25 protein-coding genes and 1 pseudogene are annotated in these 23325 nt (G+C 67.7%); 5 read left to right on the top strand and 21 right to left on the bottom strand.

The window, feature by feature from the left end:
• Nucleotides 1-17: 17 nt before the first annotated feature.
• The 5 genes from GGR03_RS06360 to GGR03_RS06340 form a co-directional block, all read right to left on the bottom strand.
• A complete protein-coding gene (locus GGR03_RS06360) occupies nt 18-902 on the bottom strand; it encodes a metal ABC transporter permease (RefSeq protein WP_183206702.1) in 885 nt (294 codons plus the stop codon).
• Entirely contained in the window at nt 899-1669 is a 771-nt protein-coding gene (locus GGR03_RS06355) for a metal ABC transporter ATP-binding protein (RefSeq protein WP_246367612.1), read from the bottom strand. The genes GGR03_RS06360 and GGR03_RS06355 overlap by 4 nt, the downstream gene beginning before the upstream one ends.
• A complete protein-coding gene (locus tag GGR03_RS06350) occupies nt 1666-1812 on the bottom strand; it encodes a hypothetical protein (protein ID WP_183206701.1) in 147 nt (48 codons plus the stop codon). Before GGR03_RS06350 ends, GGR03_RS06355 begins: the two co-directional genes overlap by 4 nt.
• A 106-nt stretch (nt 1813-1918) precedes the next feature.
• On the bottom strand, nt 1919-3139 hold the full coding sequence (locus GGR03_RS06345; RefSeq protein ID WP_183206700.1) for a metallochaperone AztD: 1221 nt from the start codon (nt 3137-3139) through the stop codon (nt 1919-1921).
• 118 nt (nt 3140-3257) lie between these two features.
• Nucleotides 3258-3815 carry an NAD(P)H-dependent oxidoreductase gene (locus GGR03_RS06340; protein WP_183206699.1) on the bottom strand — a complete coding sequence of 186 codons (558 nt, stop codon included), beginning with the start codon at nt 3813-3815 and terminating at the stop codon, nt 3258-3260.
• An 81-nt stretch (nt 3816-3896) separates the two neighbouring features.
• Here GGR03_RS06340 and GGR03_RS06335 point away from each other — a divergent pair, with 81 nt between their 5' ends.
• Nucleotides 3897-4823 carry a LysR substrate-binding domain-containing protein gene (locus GGR03_RS06335; protein WP_183206698.1) on the top strand — a complete coding sequence of 309 codons (927 nt, stop codon included), beginning with the start codon at nt 3897-3899 and terminating at the stop codon, nt 4821-4823.
• 176 nt (nt 4824-4999) lie between these two features.
• Here the strand turns inward: GGR03_RS06335 and GGR03_RS06330 are convergent, their stop codons facing one another.
• Nucleotides 5000-5893 carry a LysR family transcriptional regulator gene (locus GGR03_RS06330; RefSeq protein WP_183206697.1) on the bottom strand — a complete coding sequence of 298 codons (894 nt, stop codon included), beginning with the start codon at nt 5891-5893 and terminating at the stop codon, nt 5000-5002.
• A 103-nt stretch (nt 5894-5996) separates the two neighbouring features.
• On the opposite strand from GGR03_RS06330, the pseudogene GGR03_RS06325 reads away from it, so the two are divergent.
• A pseudogene (locus GGR03_RS06325) lies at nt 5997-6859 on the top strand (SDR family oxidoreductase).
• Nucleotides 6860-6888: 29 nt separating this feature from the next.
• Nucleotides 6889-7362 carry an AtaL-like protein gene (locus GGR03_RS06320; RefSeq protein WP_183206696.1) on the top strand — a complete coding sequence of 158 codons (474 nt, stop codon included), beginning with the start codon at nt 6889-6891 and terminating at the stop codon, nt 7360-7362.
• A 212-nt stretch (nt 7363-7574) separates the two neighbouring features.
• Here the strand turns inward: GGR03_RS06320 and GGR03_RS06315 are convergent, their stop codons facing one another.
• The 5 genes from GGR03_RS06315 to GGR03_RS06295 all read right to left on the bottom strand — a co-directional run bounded on the left by GGR03_RS06315 (nt 7575) and on the right by GGR03_RS06295 (nt 10676).
• Nucleotides 7575-8042 (bottom strand): DUF6691 family protein, encoded by a 468-nt coding sequence (locus GGR03_RS06315; protein ID WP_183206695.1) that lies wholly within the window; start codon nt 8040-8042, stop codon nt 7575-7577.
• Between the two features lie 11 nt (nt 8043-8053).
• Nucleotides 8054-8488, bottom strand: a complete 435-nt coding sequence (locus GGR03_RS06310; RefSeq protein WP_183206694.1) for a YeeE/YedE family protein — start codon at nt 8486-8488, stop codon at nt 8054-8056.
• A 36-nt stretch (nt 8489-8524) separates the two neighbouring features.
• Nucleotides 8525-9313, bottom strand: a complete 789-nt coding sequence (locus GGR03_RS06305) for a sulfite exporter TauE/SafE family protein (protein WP_183206693.1) — start codon at nt 9311-9313, stop codon at nt 8525-8527.
• Between the two features lie 81 nt (nt 9314-9394).
• Entirely contained in the window at nt 9395-9772 is a 378-nt protein-coding gene (locus GGR03_RS06300; protein ID WP_246367610.1) for a rhodanese-like domain-containing protein, read from the bottom strand.
• A 10-nt stretch (nt 9773-9782) separates the two neighbouring features.
• A complete protein-coding gene (locus tag GGR03_RS06295) occupies nt 9783-10676 on the bottom strand; it encodes an MBL fold metallo-hydrolase (protein ID WP_183206692.1) in 894 nt (297 codons plus the stop codon).
• Nucleotides 10677-10891: 215 nt separating this feature from the next.
• On the opposite strand from GGR03_RS06295, the gene GGR03_RS06290 reads away from it, so the two are divergent.
• Together GGR03_RS06290 and GGR03_RS06285 are read left to right on the top strand one after the other, a co-directional pair.
• Nucleotides 10892-11197: an ArsR/SmtB family transcription factor gene (locus GGR03_RS06290; protein ID WP_343058656.1), complete on the top strand. Its 306-nt coding sequence runs from the start codon at nt 10892-10894 to the stop codon at nt 11195-11197.
• 97 nt (nt 11198-11294) lie between these two features.
• Entirely contained in the window at nt 11295-11684 is a 390-nt protein-coding gene (locus GGR03_RS06285) for a cell envelope integrity protein TolA (protein ID WP_183206691.1), read from the top strand.
• A gap of 90 nt (nt 11685-11774) precedes the next feature.
• On the opposite strand, the gene GGR03_RS06280 is transcribed toward GGR03_RS06285, so the two are convergent.
• The 10 genes from GGR03_RS06280 to gcvT form a co-directional block, all read right to left on the bottom strand.
• Nucleotides 11775-11996, bottom strand: coding sequence for a YgaP family membrane protein (locus GGR03_RS06280; RefSeq protein WP_183206690.1), 222 nt, complete (start codon nt 11994-11996; stop codon nt 11775-11777).
• Between the two features lie 147 nt (nt 11997-12143).
• Nucleotides 12144-13730, bottom strand: coding sequence for a gamma-glutamyltransferase family protein (locus GGR03_RS06275; protein WP_183206689.1), 1587 nt, complete (start codon nt 13728-13730; stop codon nt 12144-12146).
• Between the two features lie 4 nt (nt 13731-13734).
• Nucleotides 13735-15060, bottom strand: coding sequence for a TRAP transporter large permease (locus tag GGR03_RS06270; protein WP_183206688.1), 1326 nt, complete (start codon nt 15058-15060; stop codon nt 13735-13737).
• A 3-nt stretch (nt 15061-15063) separates the two neighbouring features.
• Nucleotides 15064-15588 carry a TRAP transporter small permease subunit gene (locus GGR03_RS06265; protein WP_183206687.1) on the bottom strand — a complete coding sequence of 175 codons (525 nt, stop codon included), beginning with the start codon at nt 15586-15588 and terminating at the stop codon, nt 15064-15066.
• A 4-nt stretch (nt 15589-15592) separates the two neighbouring features.
• Nucleotides 15593-16675, bottom strand: a complete 1083-nt coding sequence (locus GGR03_RS06260) for a TRAP transporter substrate-binding protein (RefSeq protein WP_183206686.1) — start codon at nt 16673-16675, stop codon at nt 15593-15595.
• 271 nt (nt 16676-16946) lie between these two features.
• On the bottom strand, nt 16947-18365 hold the full coding sequence (gene cls, locus GGR03_RS06255) for a cardiolipin synthase (protein WP_183206685.1): 1419 nt from the start codon (nt 18363-18365) through the stop codon (nt 16947-16949).
• Nucleotides 18366-18435: 70 nt separating this feature from the next.
• On the bottom strand, nt 18436-18879 hold the full coding sequence (locus GGR03_RS06250) for a YqaA family protein (protein ID WP_183206684.1): 444 nt from the start codon (nt 18877-18879) through the stop codon (nt 18436-18438).
• A 30-nt stretch (nt 18880-18909) separates the two neighbouring features.
• Nucleotides 18910-21762 carry an aminomethyl-transferring glycine dehydrogenase gene (gcvP, locus tag GGR03_RS06245; RefSeq protein ID WP_183206683.1) on the bottom strand — a complete coding sequence of 951 codons (2853 nt, stop codon included), beginning with the start codon at nt 21760-21762 and terminating at the stop codon, nt 18910-18912.
• Between the two features lie 4 nt (nt 21763-21766).
• Complete coding sequence (gene gcvH, locus GGR03_RS06240) at nt 21767-22135, bottom strand: glycine cleavage system protein GcvH (RefSeq protein ID WP_183206682.1); 369 nt, start codon at nt 22133-22135, stop codon at nt 21767-21769.
• Nucleotides 22136-22154: 19 nt separating this feature from the next.
• Nucleotides 22155-23288 (bottom strand): glycine cleavage system aminomethyltransferase GcvT, encoded by a 1134-nt coding sequence (gcvT, locus tag GGR03_RS06235; RefSeq protein ID WP_183206681.1) that lies wholly within the window; start codon nt 23286-23288, stop codon nt 22155-22157.
• Nucleotides 23289-23325 lie beyond the last annotated feature (37 nt).

The following is a 23325-nucleotide window of genomic DNA, read 5'->3' as shown; positions in this document are numbered from 1 at the left end:
GATGTCCTTTCATGGGATCAGTAATGGTAGTGGGGGCGAAGGACGGCCCGCGCGGCGACGCTGTCGAAGCGCCCGAGCAGGACCGAGACGGCATAGACCGCGCTCGCCGACAGGATGATCGCCGGCGAGGCGGGCAAGTCGTGGTGGTAGGATAAGAGGAGCCCGACCATCGAGGCGGCAAGGCCGATCGCGGCGGAGACGGCCATCTGGCCGGGCACCGTCTCGGCCCAGAAGCGCGAGGATGCCGCCGGCAGCATCATGATGCCGACGACCATCAGCGTGCCGAGCGCCTGGAAGCCGCCGACCAGATTCAGGACGACGAGCGTCACGAACAGCATGTGGACGATCCCGCCGCCACCGCCGACCGAACGCAGGAAGCCGGGATCGAGGCATTCGGCGATCAGCGGGCGGTAGAGGAGGGAGAGCGCGGCCATGGTGACAGTGGCGATCGTCGCCATCAGCAGCACGGCGGGATCGTTCAGGGCGAGGACGGTGCCGAAGAGGACGTGCAGGAGGTCGATGTTCGAGCCGTGCACCGAGACGAGCAGCACGCCGAGCCCCAACGACGAGAGGTAGAAGGCCGCGAAGCTCGCATCCTCCCGGAGCGGCGTGAAGCGCGAGACGAGCCCGGCCAGCACCGCCACGGCGAGCCCGGTGGCCAGGCCACCGACCGTCATGGCGAAGAGCGAGAAACCGGCGAGGAGGAAGCCCACCGCGGCGCCCGGCAGGATCGCGTGGCTCATCGCGTCGCCGACGAGGCTCATACGCCGGAGGACCAGAAGCACGCCCAGCGGGCAGGCGCCGAAGGAGAGAGCGAGACATCCGACGAGCGCGCGGCGCATGAAGCCATAGTCGAGGAACGGTGCGACGGCGTAGTCGAATGCGGCGGCAATGAGGGTCATGCAGCCCTCCTTGCGCCACGGGGAGCCGCGAATTGCGGGTCCTCGTTCCACGTCTCGCTCAGCGCCCGGGCCTCCTTCAGCCGCTCGGGCCGAAGCACGTCGCCGGTTTCGCCCCAGCCGACCAGTTCGCGGGCGATGAGCAGCGTCTGCGGGAAGTGCTCTCGCACCAGATCCATGTCGTGGAGAACGGCGATGACGGTGCGCCTCTCGCCGTGCCAGCGGCGGACGATGGCCAGGAGGTCGAGCACGGTGCGCGTGTCGATGGCGGTGAACGGCTCGTCGAGCAGCAGCAGGCGCGAATCCTGGACGAGCACCCGGGCGAAGAGCGCGCGCTGGAGCTGCCCGCCGGAGAGGGTGCCGATGATGCGGTCCTCGAAACCGCCCAGCCCGACCGCCTCTATCGCCTCGAAGACGCGATCGAGGGCCTTGCCCTTGATGCGGCCGAAGATGCCCGCCTCGCGCCACGCCCCCAGCGAGACGAGATCGGTCACGCTGACGGGGAAGGATCTGTCGAGCTCGCTGGCCTGAGGCAGGTAGGCGATGTCGCGGCGGCGCACGCCGCCGAGATGGACACGGCCCTCCGAGGGCGGGAGCAGGCCCATGATGCCCTTGAGGAGGGTCGACTTGCCGGCGCCGTTCGGCCCGACGATCGCCGTCAGCGAGCCGCCCGGGAAGCTGCCGGTGACGTGGTGAACGGCCGGGTGACGGCGGTAGGCGAGGGTCAGATCGTCGAGGCGGACGACAGGCATTGCCGCGGTCGTCTTCATGCGAAGACGTCCAGCGCGAAGCCGACTGCCAGCCACAGGAAGGCGATCGGGATCGCCGCCAGCGTCAGCCGCTGGAGGGCGGAGCGCCGCAGCGCCGACGTGCGTTGCATGCCGTGGGCACAAGGTTCGGGGGCGGCGGTCATGGCGGCGCTTCTTCTGGGCTGCGTGGAAGGGAAGAGGATCGGCTTGCGGGGGAGGCGCCCGTTTGCGGCGGGCGCCTCCGGCCGAGCCGAAGCGATCACGCTTCGATCAGTGGACGGCGCCCGAGCCACCCACGGCGGTGATCGTGAAGGGCACTCCCTCGACCGCGATCGTGCGCTCTTCCTTCAGGGTGTCCGTCGAGACCAGCCTAACGAGGCCCTGCCGCGGGTCGGTGATGGCGACATGTTCGCCCGCCACCGCCAGGCGCGGCCGCGGATCGCGCCAGTGGCCGTCCATCGAGTAGGGCTCCGTGACCCGCGCGCTCTCCTCGATCTCCCCGGTCAGGACGTCGAGGCGATGGAGCTGGCCGTCCTCGGTGAGGATGAAGGCGTTGCGTGGCCGTGCCGGATCGAGAGCGAAATCGACCCGTCGTGTCGGCAGCTCGACCTTGCGGAACATCGCGTCGCTGCCCGGCTCGATCAGTACGACGGCGCTGGGTCCGTAATTGCCCAGGAAGAACTGCATCGCGATGCCGCCCTTGAGCGTCGAGACATTGTCCTCTCCGAGATCGGCCGTGGAGACGTGCTCAAGCTCGGGAGCGGAAGAGTCGCGGCCCGGCGTGGCGAAAACGATCCCGTCGCGACAGCCGAACGCAAAAACCCGCGCCGACTGGGCCTGGCCATGCACGGCGGGGCACTCGACGATATCACCCACCTGGTTGCCATCGGCGTCGATGACCTTTAGACCGACGCGCGGCGCTTCGGGATCCTCGTCGGGAACCGAGACGACGGTGAAATCGCCCATGGGCGCGGCGAGGCCGTGATGGGCCGGGCCCGCCGACAGGGTCCGTGGCGCGAACGAGCCCTCCAGCACCTGACTTTCGGGAAATAGCTGAACGTCCCCGGATCCGTCGTCGAAGACGGCGATGGTGCCCGAACCCTCGATCACGTGGGCCGGCTTGGTCCCTTCGATCACTGTAGGAAGAAGCCTGGCATCCTCGATGCGCAGGTCGGCGTGATCGCCGTGGTCTTCGAACAGGATGCCGGTGGAAATCACCGCGACCTTTCCGGCGTCTCCCTGCACCGCAAAGACCGTCTTGCCGCTGGTGCTCGGATAGAGCGCGGGAGTCTGGTCGATCCTGAACTCCCCGGCGCTCGCTCCGTCACCGACCTCCACCGCACGCACGATGCCCTGCTCGTGGTCGCCGACGAACAGGCGGTAATGCGCTTCCTGGGCTTCGCCGTCCTGCGCCAGCGCGCTTCCCGCTGCCAGACTTCCGGCCCCCGCGGCTGCAATCAGCAACTTCATAACGGAAGACAATCGAACCATTCCCACGCTCCTTTTCGCATAGCGTGGGTATCGTTATATCATAACATATCATCTGCCTAGTAGGCCGTCGTGTCGACGCAGCGGGTTCGAACATTGGTGACGGGAGGGCCTGCCGAAGCTAGGCGGCGACCCCTGTCGTCTGTCTCGACGCCGGCGTGGCGGCTACCGCGGATCGGTAGTCCCTGGCCGCCCGGGCCAGCGCGGCATCGTCGAGATTGCGCACGTCGTGGACGGCGAACGGCGTCTGCCATAGCCAGCCGCACCTGCGCGCGGTGGCCCTGAGTGGCGCGAACAGTTCGGTGATCGACAAGCCGATCAGGCTGTCCGATCGGTAACTCGCCGGCGGACCACCCGTCGTCGTCGCAACCAGAAACGGCAGTCCGCGTGTCGATGCCGCGATGTCCGGTTCGCCGTAGAACAGAGGCGTCAGCACGACGTCCTGCCAGTGCTTGAGCAGCGGCGGGGTCGAATACCAGTACAGCGGGAACTGGAGTACCAACCGGTCCGCACGCAGGATCCGCTCGCGCTCCACCGTGTAGTCGACCTGGCCATCGGGGTAGAGCGCGTAAAGGTCGGCCACTTCCAGTCCGGGCAAATCATCGAGCCCGTCGAGCAGCGCGCGATTGACCCGGGACGTGGCGAATTGAGGATGGGCGAGTAACAGGACTGTGGTCACGGCGCGATCTCCTTGAAAGCGCGAATATCACGGCCGGGCAGGCATTTTCCAAAATGATGTTTGTTATGATACGCCATTCACGTGGTGAAGCTCCGCGGTATCGACCTCAACCTGCTCGTGATCCTGGATGCGCTTCTGGACGAGGCGCATGTCGGGCGGGCTGCCGGGCGTCTCGGCCTCTCCCAACCTGCTACCTCGAACGCGCTTGCTCGCGCACGGGCGCTCTTCGGAGACCCGCTGCTGGTCCGCGCGCCGCCGGCGGGGCTTCGCCGGACCCGGCGCGCTGACGCTATCCGCGCCCCCCTGCGCGCCGCTCTTGCCGAACTGGCGACCATCGTTTCGGACGGGCCACCGGATCTGACCGAACTGCGGGGCGCTGTCCGGCTAGTTGCGTCAGACGTCCCCGCGGCCGCTCTCGGCGCCGCCCTCGCGGCCGAGTTGGCGAAGCGGGCTCCCGGCATCGATCTGATCTTCCATCCCTGGCACGTCGGCGATGAGGTCGAGCGTCTCGAACGCGGGGAGGTGGATATTGTCGTCACCGTCGCGTCCGCCTCGGGCGCATCCTTGCGAACCGAAGCGCTCGGCACCTACCCGTATGCGATCATCATGCGACACGACCATCCCGCTGCGGCACCGCATACGCTGGATATCGACCGCTGGCTGGCATTCCCCCACGTCGTCGTGTCGGGTCGAGGGGACAGGCGCGGGTCGGTCGACGCGGCACTGGCGCGGATCGGACGCGATCGCCGCGTCGCCACCGTCGTGCCGACCTTCCTGCAGGCGCTGGAGTTGCTGCATGAGACGGATCTGCTGGCCGCTTTCCCGACAGGGGTGTTGGCAACCAACGTCGCCACGCGACTGACGTCCCGTCCGCCGCCGATCGTGCTGGAGCCGGTGTCGCTAAACCTCGTCAGACACCATCGCACCGATCTGGATCCGGCGGTCACGCTGGTGGCGGAACTGGTGCACGATCTTGCGCCGAGGCTGCACGGGCGGGAAGCCTCCTGATCCCCTCACGCCTGACGCGAGGAGTGGCGGGAACATTCAGGGACGCAGCCGCAAGCCTTGCATGCCGTGAGCGGCCGGGGTGTGCCAGACCTGCTGCTGACGCGCGGCGTTGCTCGCGCCTGCCTCGAGCGGATCGGTGAACATGACCAGCCGGCGACCGGTAATTGGCGGCGGTTTCATCGATCGACAAAACGCGCAAGCTCATCGGGCGTCCCGTTCGGGAAGGCTTCCCTGAGATGGTCGAGAAAGGCGGAGACGCGGGCGCTGAGCAGCCGACGGCTTGGGTACAGCGTCCAGAGGGCAATCTCTGGACCTTCGACGTCGCCCCACCGGACCAGCCGTCCGGCTTCCAGATCATGGCTGACGAGCGAGATCGGGAGCCGGCCGACGCCGACCCCCATCCGTACCGCGTCGCGTACCATGACGAGCGACGACAGGCTGAGCATCGGAGTTACCGAGATGCTCACTTCGTCCTTGTCAGTGGTCATCGTCCAGGTTTCTTCCGAACGGACGGCGCCGCGCACGATGGCGGGGACGGACGATCCCTCGGCCGGCGGCTTCAGGTCGGGGCTGGCCACGACCAGCAGCCGATCGCGAAGGAATATCCGTCCGACGAGGCTTTCGTCGGGCTCCGGGTTCACCCGGATCACGAGGTCGTAGGCTTCCTCCACCATGTCGACGGCGCGATCCTCCGTCGTCACCTCGAGCCGGACCTCGGGATGCTTCAGCGCAAAGCCGGCTGCGAGCTTGCCCATGGCGGTTTGCGAGAAGAGCAGAGGCGCGCTGATGCGCAGCCGCCCCCGGGGTCGATTCCCGCCTGATGCGATGGCGGATGCGGTCTCCTCGAGGTCGGTGAGGAGCGCCCCGGTCCGCTCATAGAGCGCCCGTCCTTCCTCGGTCAGCTTCAGCCCGCGGCCCCCGCGCTCGAACAGCCGCAGGTCGAGCCGGGCTTCCAGTTCCGTGACCCGACGCGACAGCGTCGCCTTGGGACGCCCGGTCGCGCGTGCGGCCCGGCCGAACCCTTCATGCCGGGCGACGAGGTTGAAGTCGGCAAGGGCGAGAAGATCCAACTGTTCCACCTGCGAGACGCCGTGTCCAAAATTCCCGTCTACTGGAATGAACGCGGATCATCGATCTTGCAACCATAGCCAACGCAAACCGGAGTTTTCCCCCATGACCATTCTCGTGACCGGCGCCACCGGCAATGTCGGAAGCAACGTCGTCGAACAGCTCGTCAACCGCGGCGCCGATGTGCGCGCCCTGGTCCGTGACCCCTCGAAGGCAAGCTTCCCGGCTGGCGTCGAGTCGTCAAAGGCGACCTGCTCGACGTCGAATCCCTTCGAAGCGCCATTTCGGGCGTCTCCACGCTGTTCCTGCTGAACGGCGTCGTCGCCGACGAATACACCCAGGCGCTCATTGCCCTCAACGTCGCCCGGGAAGCCGGGATCGAGCGGATCGTCTACCTGTCGGTGATCCACAGCGACATCTACGTGAACGTGCCGCACTTTGCGGGCAAGTTCGGTGTCGAGCGGATGATCGAGCAGATGGGCCTCAGCGCCACCATCCTGCGCCCGGCCTATTACATGGACGACGAGATCACGATCAAAGACGTGGTCACCGGCCACGGCATCTATCCCATGCCGATCGGCGACAAGGGCGTTGCGATGATCGACGCCCGGGACGTCGGCGAGGTCGCGGCGATCGAGCTGGTCCGCCGGGAAGAGTCGCCTGCGCCGCTCCCGCTCACCCGCATCAACCTCGTCGGTCCGGACACGCTGACCGGCGCGAGCGCTGCCGCCATCTGGACCGATGTCCTCGGCCGCACGATCGCCTATCCGGGCGACGACACCGCCGGGTTCGAGCAGAACCTGCGCCAGTTCATGCCGGGCTGGATGGCCTACGACATGCGCCTGATGGCCGAGCGCTTCCTCACCGACGGCATGGTTCCCGATGCCGGGGACCGCGACCGGCTTACCACGCTGCTCGGCCGTCCGTTGCGCTCCTACCGGGACTACGTCGCGCAGATCGCCGGCTGACGCCACCAATCCCTGCAAGGACCATCGACATGATCTATTCGACCGCCACCGTCCGGGTGAACCCGGAGGGCGAAACCGAGCTTACCCGCGAAGAAGTCTGGAAAGGCCTCGAGCTCAAGGCACGCGACGCCCGCGAGTTCCTGCCGGCCGGCCTTTGCACGCGCTGCGAGGTCATCGAGGAAAGCGCGACGCACTTCGTGCGCGAAGCCACCATCGCGGGTGCCGATTTGCGCGAGATCATCACGCTCGAGCCGCAGCGCAAGGTCACCTTCTTCCAGGCGACCGGCCCGCGCGAGGGCGCCATCGTCAACGAGCTGTTCGAGGATGAAGCGGGCGCGCTTCAGCTCAAGTTCAACTGCTACCTGGGGCTGCGGGACAAGGAGCCGAACGGCCTCGAGGAACAGGCCGAGCAAAGACAGTTCGACAGCGACAAGGGCTACAAGGCCGCCCTGCTGTCCACGCTGAAGCGCATCCGCGAGCTGCTCGCCGAAGGCCGGCTCTGAGCCGATCAACAACCCGGAGGCTGTCTCGCTGGTTGGCCAGAGAAGTCCGCGACCTTGGAACGTTCAAATAGGCCCGTGACGCGATGCCGGCCTCCGAAGCGGAGCCGTACATGTTGGACATAGACCGCTGAAGATTTGGGGTCCGGGGCGACGCCGCGTAGATGCCGGTTTCCGAACGGTGAAAATCTGCGGGTGGTCGCAGCGACCCTGCGTCAGCCGCCAGATCTTCCGCTCGAAATTCCCCCGTGTCCTGCGACAAGCCTCATGCGCCGGTCGCGCAGGATCGTCGCGATCGCCATGCCCGCCAGCATGGCCGGCAGGAAGACCAGTGTGCCGGGTGCGCCGAGGGTGAGGCCAGTCCAGGCGGGACCCGGGCAATAGCCGCCGATACCCCAGCCGATGCCGAAAATGGCGGCGCCCAGCACGAGGTCGCGGTCGATATCCTGTCGCGTCGGGAGCTGGAACTCGGCGAGCAGGAGGGGTCGTTCCCGGCGCGACAGCACGAGGCGATACCCGACAAAGGTCGTCAGCGCGGCGCCGCCCATGACGAAGGCCAGGCTCGGGTCCCAGCTTCCGAAGATGTCGAGAAAGTTGAGGACCTTTGCCGGGTCGGACATGCCGGCGACGACGAGACCGACGCCGAACAGCAGGCCGGCGAGGAAGCCGAAAAGAGGGCGCATCGAAGGCTCCTTCAGACGAGGTGGCGCAGGACGAACACCGCCACCGCGGCGAAGACCATGAAGGTCAGGACGGCGACGAGCGAACGGGACGACAGCCGCGCCAGGCCGCAGACGCCGTGGCCGCTGGTGCAGCCCGATCCGATGATGGTGCCGAATCCGACCAGCAGGCCGGCGATCGCCATGGCGAGAAGATCGCCCGGAACCGTCTGCTGCAAGGGCTGGCCGGTGACGATCAGGACCAGCAGCGGCGCGGCGACGAGGCCACCGACGAAGGCGAGCCGCCACGGCCAGTCGTCCCGGCGCCCCGGCACGGCGCCGGTGGTGATTCCGGAGATGCCGGCGATACGGCCGAAGAGGGCCATGACCATGACCGCGGACAGGCCGAGGAGGATGCCGCCGGCGAGCGAGGCGAAGGGCGTGAAGGGGGTGATGGTGTCGAGGGGCATGGGGGCAACTCCAGGGAGGGGGAGCGGAGGCAATTGTCAGCCCAGCAGCGTCTGTCCGCTGCGGAACAGCATATAGAGGGCGACGGCGACGATCAGGCCGGCGAAGGCGACGTTGAGGGTGCTCTTCCGGGCCGCCAGCCAGCGGGCGAGGAACGCGCCGGCCACACCGCCGGCGAGGCCGCCCGCGACGAAGACCAGGGCGAGCGGCCAGTCGACCAGGCCCGACAGCGCATAGTTGACGGAGGTGGTCAGGCCGAAGGCTGTGATGGCGACGAGCGATGATCCGATCGCCGTCAGCATCGGCATACCGGTCGAGGCGACGAGGCCGGGCACGACGAGAAAGCCGCCGCCGATCCCGAAGAAGCCGGAGAAGGCGCCGGTCGCGCCGCCATACCCAAGCACCTTCGGCCCGTTCCGGCGATTGCATTCGGCCGCGGGGTCGCCGACGCGGCCACGGTCACGGAACATCAGGACGGCGACAGCGATCATCAGGATGGCGAACAGGAACAGCAGCTGCTGGCCGTCGATCGCCTTGCCGAGGGTGGAGCCCAAGGCAGCCCCGAGGATGCCGGCGCCGCTGAAGAGGAAGGCGCAGCGCCACTTCACGTTGCCGAGCCGGGCATGCGTGACCAGGTTGCCGGCGGCATTGGCGGCGACGGCGAAGGCGCTGGTGCCGATCGCCATGTGGGCGCTCGGCACGCCGACGAGATAGACCATCAACGGTACCGCGAGGATCGAGCCGCCACCGCCGAACAGCCCGAGCGACAGCCCGACCAGCGAACCCGACAGGGCGCCGAGGAGATATTGTGCCAGGGTGAGGGACATGATTGCGAACTCGGGCCGCCGTCGGCGGCATGGGGATCAGGAGGAGGCGGCGCGGCGAGGCCGGCGCCTGCGTCGGCCGGTCTAGTCTGCGACCGGCAGGCCGCACTCCCGCCAGGCCTGGATGCCGCCTTCGATCGGCCGGGCGTCGTAGCCCATCTCCGTCAGCGTCTTCGCTGCGAGGGCGGCGCGGGCACCCGAGGCGCACAGGATATAGACCGGCATGGTCGCCCCGTGCGCCTGGGCGAGGTCCGGATGGACGCTCTCGGCGGTCGGATCGGCCCGCGCCTCGAGGAAGCCGCGGGGCACGTGGACGGCGCCGTCGATCCGGCCGGTGTCGGCCAGCTCGTGCGCCTCGCGCACGTCCAGTATCAGCGCCTCGGACCTGTGCGCCTCGTCCGGCTGCACCACGCCGGTGACTGCCCTGGCTTCGGCGACAAAGTCCTTCATGGTCTTGCTCATCACGGGCTCCTCAGAAGCGGTTGACGGGGATCTTCAGGTAGCGATTGCCGTCGCTCTCGGGCGGTGGCAGTCGGCCACCGCGCAGATTGACCTGAAGGGCGTGCAGCATGCGTCCGGGAAGCTCGAGCGTCTTATCGCGTTCGTCGCGGATCCGCGTGAAGTCGCTCTCGGCGGTGCCGTCCATCACATGGACGTTGCGGCTTCGATGCTCGGCGACCGTCGCCTCCCATCGGATGTCGTCGCGCCCCTTGGCGCCGTAGTCGTGGCCGACGAAGAGCCGGGTCTCCTGCGGCAGCGCCAGGATCTCTTGGATCGATTGCCACAGCACCTTCGAGGAACCGCCCGGGAAATCGGCCCGGCTGGAGCCCATGTCGGGATACATCAGCGTGTCGTGGACGAAAGCCGCGTCCGCGACGACATAGGTGACCGAGCCGAGCGTGTGGCCGGGCGACAGCATGACCCTGACGTCGAGCTCGCCGATCCGGAAGCTGGCGCCGTCGTCCCAGAGGAGGTCGAAGTCGCGCTCCGGGTCGAAAGCGTCGGGCAGGTTGTAGAGGCCGCGCCAGAGTTCGGCGATCTCGACCACCTTCGTGCCGATCGCCATGGGCGCGCCGAGCTTCTCCTTCAGATAGGCGGCCGCCATCATGTGATCGGCGTGCGGATGCGTGTCGAGGATCCACTCGACGGTCAGCCCCTGCTGTTCGACATGGGCGAGGATCTCGTCGGCACTTTCCGTCGAGACACGCGCCTCGGCCGGATTGAAGTTCAGGACGATGTCGATCAGGGCAGCCTTGCGGGTTGCGGGATCGGCGCAGACATACTGGATGGAACCGGTATCTTCCTCGTAGAAGCCCCAGATATCAGGCGATCCCCTTCCGCGGGACGGGCTGTGGCGGGTCAACATGAGCAACTCTCCTCTGTCTCGGCATGGGCAAACACTGGGGTATGCCGGCGCTGCCGGTCTCCGCGCGCATCGGCGCTCGCACTATTGCGGCAGCCCTTGGCCTGACCACCGTTCCGGCCTATATATGTGCCATGGCTAAATTAGACAAGTCTAATATTACGAATGCAGCCCTTCCGTTGTCCGATGCGCGGGCGTTGGAAGCGCGGGCGGGAGAAGTGGCGGACATCCTGGCCCTGATGGCCAATCCCTATCGGCTGCGCATTCTCTGCCGACTGGCTGAAGGAGAGGCGTCGGTAGGCATGCTGGTCGAGGAGGTGGGCCTCAGCCAGTCGGCGCTGTCGCAGCATCTGGCGCGGTTGCGGGCCGGTGGCCTCGTCACGACGCGGCGGGCGGCCCAGACGATCCACTATTCGCTCGCTGGCGCGGAGACCCAGGCGATCATGACTGCGCTCTACGAGGTGTTCTGCGGACCCAAGCGGGCGGCGGCGTCCCTTGATCGGACGGAGCAGGCGAGCGAGTGATCGCCCGATCGTGTCGAGACGTGCGCGATCGTCGCTGGGTGCTGCGTCTGGCGACGTGGTAGGAACCGCTATACTCGTCGGCGAAGAGGAAGCCTGATTGACGTCATCCCCGATATGGAAATTCATCTTCCTGGCAGCTGTCTCGGGCTTCGCTGCGACAGCGGCCCACGCACAGCAACCGGTCGTCAGCATCGAGGCGCAGGTGATGCGCTGCTGGACGTCGCCATCGGCCGACCCGGCCGCGTCGGTCAGACCGATCACCTTCACGCTGCATCTGGACCCGGACGGAAATCTTCTGGAGGCCAGAACGGACTACGTGCCGGCGAACGCCGTGGAGCGGACGCTTCGTGATGCGGCGGTGAGGGCAATGCGGCGCTGCCGCCCGCTCCGCCCGCCTGCAGCGCCCTACGAAGAGTGGAGAGAGACCACCGTGACCTTCGACATGGTCAGGGCTACCCGGTCGCCGGATTTCCTCATGCCGGACTGAGCGCTCGACAGCTGCCGGCCTCCAGGGGCGAAGCCCTCCCGCGGGCCTCCGCCGCAGGGCTTCGGCGGACTGCCCGGTCGCAGATGGGCGTCAGTGCGCAGTCGGCCTTCGGCAGGTGCTGGCACCGAAGAGCGCATAGGCGGGGCAGAAGCGGACGACCGCGGTCAGCAGCAGGATCAGCGCCACGGCGTACGCGACATAGGACCATGGCGCCGCCAGATAGGCATAGGCCGCGATCGCGGCGATGGCCGCGAGGACGATGCGTACGACGCGATCCTCGGTGCCGACATTTGCGGTGCGGAAGAGGGCCATGTGAGACTCCCGTAAGTTGCCCATTCCCCGAGGATTGTTCGCTCGGGAATGGTTGCACCGGAAGCATGGCCCAGGCCCGGCAAGCCGCATTGATCTCGATCAACGGCGTGCCGGCCGGCACGGCGCCGAAAGCTGCCGCTAGGCTTGCTACCAGGCCAGAGCCGCGCTGTCGGCGCGGGGGTCGCCAGCTGCCTGCACTCCGCCATCGGCGCTGCGTACGATCGCCCCGGCGTGGCCTGCGAGGTCGCTGTATGGGTCGATCATCTCGATCTCATGGCCGGCGGCGCGGAGGGCCTCGACCAGGGCCGGATCGAAACGCGACTCCAGCTTGAGGCTGGTGGTGGCGTCTCCCCAGGTCTTGCCGAGCAGCCAGCGTGGCGCGGTGATCGCCGCCTGCAGATCCTGTCCGAAGCAGACATGGCGGGTGTACACCGCCGCCTGGGTCTGCGGCTGGCCTTCGCCGCCCATGTTGCCGTAGGCCATCACGCGGCCGTCTTTGAGGACAGCCAGCGCCGGGTTCAGCGTGTGGAATGGCCGGCGGCCGGGCGCCAGCTGGTTTGGCCCCGGCTGCAGCGAGAAGCCGGAGCCGCGGTTCTGCAGCATCACGCCGGTGCCGGGGTCGGTGAGGCCCGAGCCGAATTCGAAGTAGACGCTCTGGATGAACGAGACCACGGTGCCGTCGGCGTCGCAGGCGCCCATCCAGACCGTGTCGCCGGGCTTGGCGACATGCGGCCAGGGCAGGGCCTTCTCGCGGTCGATGCGGGCTGCGAGATCGTCGAGCAGCGACGCCTCGAGCATGTCCTGCGCCGGCCGAACCATAGTGTCCGGATCGCCGAGCTCGCCGTTGCGCAGGATGAACGCCTGCTTGGTCGCCTCGACGAGGCCGTGGATGTGGTCGAAGCCTTCGCCGGTCTTCACGCCGAGCCGGTCGAAGAGCGCGAGGATCATCAGCGAAAAGGCACCCTGGGTCGGCGCCATCATGTTGTAGAGCGCCCCGTGGCTCGTCTGCACATGCAGCGGCACTTCGCGTATCGCCTGGTAGCTTGCCAGGTCGCTCGTCCGCAGCGGGCTGCCGTTCGCCTCGGCGAAGGCGGCGATGGAGCGGGCCGGCGCGCCCTCGTAATAGCTGCGCAGGCCGTTGTCCCGCAGGTGCCGGAACGTCCCCGCGAGCGCCTTCTGCTCCAGCCGCGCGCCGGGCGCCGGCACCTTGCCGCCGTCGAGATAATGCTCGGCAAAGCCCGGCACGTGCTCGAGCTCGGCGAGTTTGGCGGCGGTAAGGCGCGACTGGCCGGTGCTGACGGCGATGCCGTTCTCGGCGAAGTCGATGGCGGATTCGAGCAATGCGGCGAGCGGCAGGCGGCGTTCCGCCGACACCTCCTCGAGCGCCAGGCGCCAGCTGTCGATTGCGCCGGGTACGGTGAGCGCAGCAAGGCCGCCGCGGCTCGGGATCGCGTCCGGATGGCCGTTCTCTGCGTAGAAGGCGGGCGTCGCCAGCGCCGCTGCGCGGCCGGCACCGGAGATCGCAACCGGTGCCTGGCCGGGTTTAGCGATCAGCCAGAAGGCGTCGCCGCCAATGCCGTTCATGTGCGGATAGACGGCGGCGATCGTGGCGGCCGCCGCGACCATGGCCTCGATGGCGGTGCCGCCCGCCTTCATCACGTCGCGCCCCGCCAGGGCGGCGAGGCGATGGGGCGCGGTGAAGGCCGCATTCAGTCCGTAGGCAGTGTGTTGCATGAGATTACCAGCCGATTGCGTCGGGCAGCCAAAGAGCCAGCTGCGGGAAGAGATAGACGAGGAACACCGCGAAAAGCTGAATCGCGATGAACGGGACGACGCCCCGGTATATCTCGATCGTACGCAATCGTGGTGGTGCGACGCCTTTCAGAAAGAACAGCGCCCAGCCGAAGGGCGGCGTCAGGAAGGAGGTCTGCAGGTTGATGGCGACGAGGATCGCGATCCAGGCCATGTCCGCGCCCGCCGCGTGGAAGATCGGCAGGAACAGCGGCAGGGCGATGTAGGAAATCTCGATCCATTCGAGGAAGAAGCCGAGGATGAAGATCAGCGCCAGCAGGAACAGGATCTGCCCGTCGAGGCCGCCCGGCACCATCGCGAAGGCGTCCTGAACCAGCCGCTCCCCGCCCAGGCCGCGGAAGGCGAGGCCGAAGGGTTGGGCGAAAATCAGGATCAGGAACACCATGGCGCTGGTGACGAAGGCCGAGCGCGTGACGTCGCGTAGCATCGTCAGGTTGAGGCGGCCGGTGCCGAGGGCGAGCAGGATCGAGCCGAGCGCGCCCATGGAGGCGGCTTCCGTCGGGGCCGCGACGCCGCCGATGATCGAGCCCAGCACCAGGAAGATCAGCGCGAGCGGCGGCAGCACCACCTTCACGACCTGGCCGGCGAGCTGCCGGCCGGTTAGCGCCTCGCGTTCGGCAAGGGCGATCGGCGGCATCGACTCGGGCCGCAGCACGCCGAGCACCAGGATGTAGACGATGAACATTCCCGACAGGATCAGGCTGGGGATCAATGCCGCGGCAAAGAGGGTGCCGACGCTTTCGCCCATGATGTCGGCGAGGAGGATGAGCACCAGGCTCGGCGGGATGATCTGGCCGAGCGTTCCCGAGGCGCAGATGACGCCAGCGGCGACGCCGTGGTCGTAACCGCGATTGAGGATCGGGCCGAGCGCGATCAGGCCGAGCGTGACGACCGTCGCGCCGACGACGCCGGAGGCAGCGCCCATCAGGATGCCGACGAGGATGATCGCCAGCGCCATGCCGCCGCGCAGGCCGCCCATGGCAAGGCCGATCACTTCCAGCAATCGCTCGGCGATACGGCTCTTCTCCAGCATGATGCCCATGAAGATGAAGAGCGGCAGCGCCAGCAGCGTGTAGTTGGTCACTGTGCCGTAGATGCGCGCCGGCAGGAGGTTGAACAGCATCGGGCCGAAGCCGATCCAGCCGAAGAACAGACCTGTCGCGCCGAGGCAGACGGCGACCGGCACGCCGAGCAGCAGCAGGGCGAAGAAGGCGCCGATCATGCCGAGCGCCAGGATTTCGGTAAAGGGCATGGTTTATTCCGGGCGCAGGTCGGCGGGAGCGACCAGACGGGCGATGTTGACGAGCGTCATGCCGGCGGCCTGGATCGCAAGGAGGAGGAAGGCAATCGGAAGCAGGCCCTTCAGCAGATAGCGCCGGGTCAGGCCGCCGGGGTCGGGCGATCCCTCGTTCATGGCGTAGCTCTGCATGACGTAGCGTGTCGCGAACCAGGCGAGCGCCAGGCTGACGATCAGCAGGCCGATCGTGCCGAGCAGATCGACCAGGAGCCGCGTGCGCGGCCCGAAGCGCTCGTAAAGCACGTCGACCCGCACCTCGGCGCCCTGGTTGATGCCGTAGGCCATCCCGAACAAGGCGCCGAAGGCCATCACATGCCATTCGAGTTCCTGCGCCGCCACGCTGCTGAGGCCGAGGAGGTAGCGGCCGAGGACGTTACCGGCGACCAGCAGCACGAGCAGGACGGCCGACCACGCCGCGACATGGCCGATGACGCGGACCAGGCGTTCGGCCTGGCCCGCGATCTTGATCAGGCTTTCCGCCATTTCGTCAGGACTTCAGACCGAAGAGCGGCTCCTCGGAGCGGCCACCCCAGGCGTCGTGCTCGGTCTTGAAGGCCATGTAGGCGTCGTGAACCTTCTTGAGCGCCGGGTCGCTGGCCCCGGCGTCGGCAAGCGCCGTGTCGGTCGCCTCGCGAAGTGCCTCGATGATGCCGGCCGGCAGCACCTGCGCGGTGACGCCCTCGTTGTCGACGAGGTCCTTCAGGGCTTCGGCGTTGACCGCCTCGCACCAGGTATAGCTCTCGACCGTGCAGGCCTTGGCCGCGACCTCGACGATCGCCTTCAGATCATCGGGCAGGCTGTCCCAGGCCGCCTTGTTGACCAGAAGCTCCGTCACGTTGTTCGGCTCGTGCCAGCCGGTGGTGTAGTAGTACTTGGCCGCGTTCTGCAGGCCGAGCCGCCGGTCCTGGTAAGGGCCGACGAACTCGGCGGCATCGATGACGCCGCGCTCCAGCGCCGGGAAGATCTCCCCGCCCGGCAGGAGGCGGACGTCGACGCCGAGCGTCGCGTAGACCTTTCCGGCCAGACCCGGCACGCGCATCTTCAGGCCGTTGAGGTCCTCGACGGTCTCCAGCGGCTCGCGGAACCAGCCGGTCATCTGCACGCCGGTATTTCCCATCGGCATCGCCTTCAGGCCGATCGGCTCGTAGAGCTCGTCCCAGAGCGCCTGGCCGCCGCCGTGGTAGATCCATGCCGTCTGGCCGGCGAAGTTCATGCCGAACGGGACGGTGGTGAAATACTGCGCGGCCGGAATCCTGCCCGCCCAGAAATAGGCGTTGGCGGCGTTCATCTCGACCGTGCCGCTCTGCACCGCGTCGAAGCCTTCCAGCGCGGGGATCAGTTCACCGGCCGCGAAGTGCTGGATGTTCAGGCGTCCGCCGCTCATCGCCGCGACCTTCGCGCAGAAATCGGTCGGGCTGCCGGGACCGTCCACGTAGAAGGGCGAGCCGGGCCCGTAGGCGTTGGTCATCTTCCAGTTGAAGCTTTCCTGCGCCCGCACGATCGAGGGTGCGGCGAGCGGCAACGTTGCCGCGGCGACGGCGGTCCCGGTGATGAATTGGCGACGCTTCATGCAAGGCTCCTTTGCTTCATGTCGAGATCCGGTCTCGACAAGGAAGCGAGCAAGCAGCGTGCCAAGCGGTTGATCAGCGGAGCGCGGGGAAGCGCGTGCAGGACCCGAAGAAAGCCGTATACAATCGCGGCAGTCTGACCAGGAAGATGACCGCGAAGGGTGCATTTCGTTTCAAACGTCACCGACCGCGAGACGCCGAAATCGGCTCGCGCCTTCCCTCAACGTCATCCGCGCCGTCCGCGGGCAGTCCGTTCGCGCGAGACCTGCGCGCTCAGAGCAACGGGCTGAGGAGTCGGGCGAGGTTTTCGGCAAAACGCCTTGGCCGGGAACGGCGTTTCCAGTCTTCCAGCAGCAGCTGCCGGCTGCCGTCGATCGCCCGATCCTGGGTCGCGTCGAGCATCATCGTCGTCGTCTCGTCAGGGATCAGCAGGCTGACTTCCTCGTTCAGCTGGAACGAGCGCAGGTCGACATTGCTCGAGCCGATGATCGACAGGCGCCCGTCGATGCTAACATTCTTGGCGTGCAGCAGAAAATTCTCGAAGAGGTAGATCGAGACCCCGGCCGCCAGGAGATCCTCGTAATAGGATTCCTGCGCAAGCCGCACGAGCCGCTGGTCGGTGACGGCCGAGACGATGATGCTGACCCGGACGCCGCGCAGCACCGCGGTGCGCATCGCGCCCATCAGCTCTTCCTCGGGGATGAGGTAGGGCGTCGTCACCACGACCGAGTGTTGCGCCGTGTGGATCAGCCAGACGAGCAGGGTGGCGAAGCCCTCCAGCGGGTAGTTGGCGCCGCTCGGCAGGATCTGCGCGACGACGGCTCCGGCCGGCGGCGGGACGTCGACGGCATCGCAGAGCATGGTCTCGGTCTCGAGGAACCAGTCGGCAACGAACACTGCCGTCATCGCCGCGACGACCGGCCCGACGACGCGCACGACAAGCTCGCGGTTGGTGACGCCCGGCCGGAAGTCCTTGTCGACGATGTTCTGCGAGCCGGCATAGCCGATCTCGCCGTCGATCACGAAGAGCTTGCGGTGGTTGCGCATGTCGCCGCGGGTGCGACGATGCAGTAGCCGGTAGGGCAAGGCCTCGCGGACCTCGACACCGGCCGAGCGCAGGCGCGAGACGGTGCCGCGGCGCCAGCGATGCGAGCCGACGGGATCGAGCAGGACATGGCATTTCACGCCCCGGGCGACCGCACGCGCGAGCGCGTCGATGACCCTCGTCCCCGTCGCATCGTCGGCGAAGATGTAGACCAGCAGCCGCACGTGATGCCGCGCGGCGTCGATATCGGCAACCAGCCGGTCGATGGTCTCGTCATATCCGTCCATCAGCTCGATGGCGTTGCCGCCGATCGGCGGGAACCCGCCGACGCTGTCGGCAAGCTCCACCGCCTTGCGATTCTGGTCGTCGGGCATCGCCGTCCGCATTCCGCCCATGCTTGCATTGGTCTCGGCGAAGAACGGGTCGAGCCGCCGGAAGCGCTCGGCGCGCCATCGGGCAAAGGCCGGACGGCCGATCGCGGCATAAATGATGATGCCCGGTATCGGCAGGAAGAAGATGAAGAGCAGCCAGCTCCGCGCCGACGGCGAGTTGCGCCGGCGCGGCACCACTGCCAGCATCGCCAGCCGGATGATCCATTCGCAGATCAGATAGATGAGACCCAGATGGGCATAGAGGGCAGCGATCATGCCCGCACCATAACCGCGCCGCGGGGGCCGAGACAGTGCCGTCCGATAATGGCTGCACCATCGCTGACGGTCAGCCGCCAGTCCACCAGAGCGTCGCGGCGGCGACGCCGGCATAGCGCAGCACCTTGCCGACGGTGACAAGTGCGAGGAATGGCACGAGCGGCGTCCGCAGGGCTCCCGCGACGACCGTCAGCGGGTCGCCGATGATCGGCACCCATGCGAACAGCAGCGTCCAGAGACCGTAGCGCTCGAACCAGGACGCTGCCTGCCCGTAGGCTTTCTCCGACACCGGAAACCAGCGCCTTCCCATGAAACGGGCGAGGAAGCGCCCGCAAAGCCAGTTGGCGAGCGAGCCGGTGACGTTGCCGAAGGAGGCGGCGGCGACGAGCAGGGTGGGCTCGCCGTAGCCCTGTGCCAGCAGCCCGGAGAGCAGCGCTTCCGACGATCCCGGCAGCAGCGTCGCTGCCAGGAACGAGGCGAGCACCAGCCCGCCATAGAGCCCCGGATCACCCATGGTGGCAGGCAATCCTTTGGCTGGGCGCCGCTATTCCGCCGCTTCCTGATAGTCTTCCATCGGCGGGCAGGAGCAGACGAGGTTGCGGTCGCCATACACGTTGTCGACGCGGTTGACCGGCGCCCAGTACTTGTCGACGCGGAAGGCGCCGGGCGGGAAGCAGGCCTGCTCGCGGCTGTAGCTGCGGTTCCACTCGCCGACGAGGTCTTCCACCGTGTGCGGCGCGTTCTTCAGCGGGTTGTCGAGCGGGTCTGAGCGGCCCTCCTCGATGGCGCGCGCCTCCTCGCGGATCGCCAGCATGGCGTCGCAGAAGCGGTCGAGTTCCGCCTTGGTCTCGCTCTCGGTCGGCTCGATCATCAGCGTGCCCGGCACCGGAAAGCTCATGGTCGGCGCGTGGAAGCCGCAATCGATCAGGCGCTTGGCGATGTCGTCGACGCTGACCCCGGCCTTCTCCTGCAGGATGCGTGTGTCGAGGATGCACTCATGCGCGACCCGGCCGTTTTCCGCCGCGTAGAGCACCGGGTATGCGTCGCGCAGGCGGCGGGCGATGTAGTTGGCGTTGAGGATCGCGACCTTGGTCGCCTGGGTGAGGCCAGCGCCGCCCATCATCAGGCAGTAGCTCCAGGAGATCGGCAGGATCGACGGCGAGCCGTAGGGCGCCGCCGACACCGGCCCGGCCTCGCCGCCGGTCGCCGGGTGGCCGGGCAGATGCGGCGCCAGATGCGCCTTCACGGCGATCGGCCCCATGCCCGGGCCGCCGCCGCCATGCGGGATGCAGAAGGTCTTGTGCAGGTTGAGATGGCAGACGTCGGCGCCGAAGTCGCCCGGCCGCGCCAGCCCGACCAGGGCGTTCATGTTGGCGCCGTCGAGATAGACCTGGCCGCCATGCTCGTGGACGATGTCGCAGAGCTCGGCGACCCGTCTCTCGAACACGCCGTGGGTCGAGGGATAGGTGATCATGCAGGCGGCGAGCCGCTCGCCGTACTGCTCGGCCTTGGCGCGGAAATCGTCGACGTCGATGTCGCCGTTTTCGGCCGTGCGGACCGGCACGACCTTCATGCCGGCCATCTGCGCCGAGGCGGGGTTGGTGCCATGGGCGGAGGTGGGGATCAGGCAGACGTCGCGCTCGGCGCCGCCATTCTCGCGGTGATAGGCCCGGATGGTGAGGAGCCCGGCATATTCGCCCTGAGCACCCGAATTGGGCTGCATCGAGACCGCGTCGAAGCCGGTGATCTGGCAGAGCTTGGCGCAGAGATCGTCGATCAGCGCCTTGTAGCCGAGCGCCTGGTCGGCCGGCACGAACGGGTGCAGCTCGGCGAATTCCGGCCAGGTGATCGGCAGCATCTCGGCCGTGGCGTTCAGCTTCATCGTGCAGGAGCCGAGCGGGATCATCGAGCGGTCGAGGGCGAGGTCGCGGTCGGAGAGCCGGCGCATGTAGCGCGTCATCTCGCTTTCGGCCCGGTTCATGTGGAAGACCGGGTGGGTCATGTAGGCGCTGCTCCGCAGCAGCTTCTCCGGCAGCCGGTAAGTCAGCGGGAAGTCTGCGACCTTCATGTCGCCGCCGAAGGCCCGCCAGACCGTCTCGATATTGCCGGGCCGGGTGCGCTCGTCGACGCTGATGCCGATCCGGTCGGTGCCGATCTTGCGCAAATTCACCCCGCCGGCGACGGCGGCGTCGAGGATCACGCGCTGCAGCCGGCCGACCTCGACCGTCACCGTGTCGAAGAAGGCGTCGGGCTCGACCGTATAGCCGAGCTTCTCGAGGCCGGCGGCCAGCAGCACGGCGCGCTGGTGGACGCGCTGGGCGATCGCCTTGATGCCGAACGGGCCATGGAACACGCCGTACATCGCCGCCATGACCGCTAGCAGCACCTGCGCGGTGCAGATGTTGGACGTCGCCTTCTCGCGGCGAATGTGCTGCTCGCGGGTCTGCAGCGCCAGCCGGTAGGCGCGGTTGCCGCGCGAATCCACAGAGACGCCGACGAGGCGGCCGGGCATCGAGCGCTTATGCGCATCCTTGACCGCCATGAAGGCGGCGTGCGGTCCGCCGTAGCCCATCGGGACGCCGAAGCGCTGGGCCGAGCCGATGGCGATGTCGGCGCCCATCTCGCCGGGCGTGCGCAGCAGCGCCAGCGCCAGCGGGTCGGCCGCCATGATGGCGATCGCCTGCTCGCCATGCAGCGCGGCGATGATGTCGCCGAAATCGCGTACGTGGCCGTATGTACCGGGATACTGGACGATGGCACCGAAGACGGCGGTTGCGTCGAGATCGGCGAAGGGGTCGCCGACGACGACCGACCAGCCGAGCGGCTCGGCGCGGGTGCGGATCACCGCGATGGTCTGCGGATGGCAATTCTCGTCGACGAAGAACACGTCCCGCTTGGCCTTGGCGACGCGGTGCGCCATGGCCATCGCCTCGGCGGCGGCAGTCGCTTCGTCGAGCAGCGAGGCGCTGGCGACGTCGAGGCCGGTGAGATCGGCGATCATCGTCTGGAAGTTGAGCAGGGCCTCGAGCCGGCCCTGGCTGATCTCCGGCTGGTAGGGCGTGTAGGCCGTGTACCAGGCGGGGTTCTCGAGGATGTTGCGCTGGATGACCGGCGGGGTGATCGTGCCGTGGTAGCCCTGGCCGATCAGCGACACGAGATTGCGGTTCATGTCGGCCGTCTCGCGCAGCGCGTCGAGCGCCTGGCGCTCCGTCATCGCCGGGCCCCATTCGAGCGGCGCCTTCTGGCGGATCGAGGCCGGCACGGTGGCATCGATGAAGGCGTCGAGGCTCTCGGCGCCGACGACCTTCAGCATCGCCTCCATCTCGGCGGGCGAGGGGCCGATATGCCGGCGGTTGGCGAAGTCGTAGGGCTCGTAGTCGGTATATTCGAAGCTCATCGGATCAGGCCTGCCCGACCATCGCGTTGTAGGCGTCCTCGTCCATCAGCTCGGCCGCGGCACTGGCATCGGCGAGCTTCATCTTGAAGAACCAGCCGGCTTCGCCCGGATCGCTGTTGACGATCGACGGGTCGTCGACGATCGCCTGGTTGACCTCGAGGATCTCGCCGTCGAGCGGCGCGTAGATTTCCGAGGCGGCTTTCACCGACTCGACCACGGCCGCGTCGTCGCCCTTGGCAAAGTTCGTGCCGACGGCCGGCAGCTCGACGAAGACCAGGTCGCCGAGCTGCACCGAGGCGTGCGGGGTGATGCCCACCGTCGCCATGTCGCCTTCGATCCGCAGCCACTCGTGGTCCTTGGTGTATTTCAGCATCGGAAAATTCCTTCAGTGTCTACCGGCGCTTGTAGCCGGGCGTGACGAAGGGCAGGGAGGTGACGACGACGGGAAGCCGCTTGCCGCGCACCTCCGCAAAGAGACGGGTGCCCACTCCCGCCTGTTTCGTCGGAACGTAGCCCATGGCGACGGGCGTCTCCAGAGAGGGCGCGAAGCCGCCGGAGGTGACGCCGCCGATCGGCTCGCCACCTTCCTCCTCGGCAAAAAGCGGCGTGCCGGCACGGATCGGTGCCTTGGTCTCGGGCTGCAGCCCGACACGGCGGCGCGCAGCGCCCGCGCACAGCTGCTTCAGGATCAAGTCGGCGCCGGGAAAGCCGCCTGCGCGTTCGCCGCCGGCGCGCCGGATCTTCTGGATGGCCCATTCGAGCGAGGCTTCCACGGGGGTCGTGGTGGTGTCGATGTCGCTGCCATGCAGGCAAAGGCCCGCCTCCAGCCGAAGCGAGTCGCGGGCCCCGAGACCGACGGGCGCCACGCCGTCGATGGCGAGCAACGCTTGCGCAAGCCGCGCCGCATCGGCTGCCGGCACGGAGATCTCGTAGCCATCCTCGCCGGTGTAGCCGGACCGCGAGACGATACAGCCGGCGCCGACAAGCTCGACCGTCCGAACGTCCATAAAGCGCATGCCGGCAACGTCCGGGGCAAGCGTTGCGAGCGCTGCCTCCGCCGCCGGCCCCTGCAGTGCCAGCAGCGCCCGATGCGGCAGGTTCTCAACGACGCAGGTGGCGGCGAGGCCGGCCTCCAGATGCGCCAGGTCCTGCTCCTTGCAGGCGGCGTTGACGACGAGGAACAGATGGTCGCCGCGGTTGGCGATCATCAGATCGTCGAGTATGCCGCCCGACCCATCGGTGAAGAGGCCGTAGCGCTGACGGCCCTCGGGAAGGCCCGCGACGTCGACCGGAACCAGCGTCTCCAGCGCCAGCGCCGCGTCGCGCAGGTTGCCGGATCGCGGGCGGATCGCGATCTGCCCCATGTGCGAGACGTCGAACAGCCCGGCAGCGCTGCGGGTGTGAAGGTGTTCCTTCATGATGCCGGCCGGGTACTGGACCGGCATCTCGTAGCCCGCGAACGGCACCAGCCGCGCACCCAGCGAGACGTGGAGGTCGTAAAGCGGGGTCCGCTTGAGGGTCGTCATGCGCGCCAGCTCCTTGTGAAAGTCGCGATTCGTCCGG

Origin of the sequence: Aurantimonas endophytica, assembly GCF_014196845.1 — a bacterium.
In the GTDB taxonomy this organism is placed as follows: domain Bacteria; phylum Pseudomonadota; class Alphaproteobacteria; order Rhizobiales; family Rhizobiaceae; genus Aurantimonas; species Aurantimonas endophytica.
This window is presented reverse-complemented; position numbering and strand designations above follow the sequence as displayed.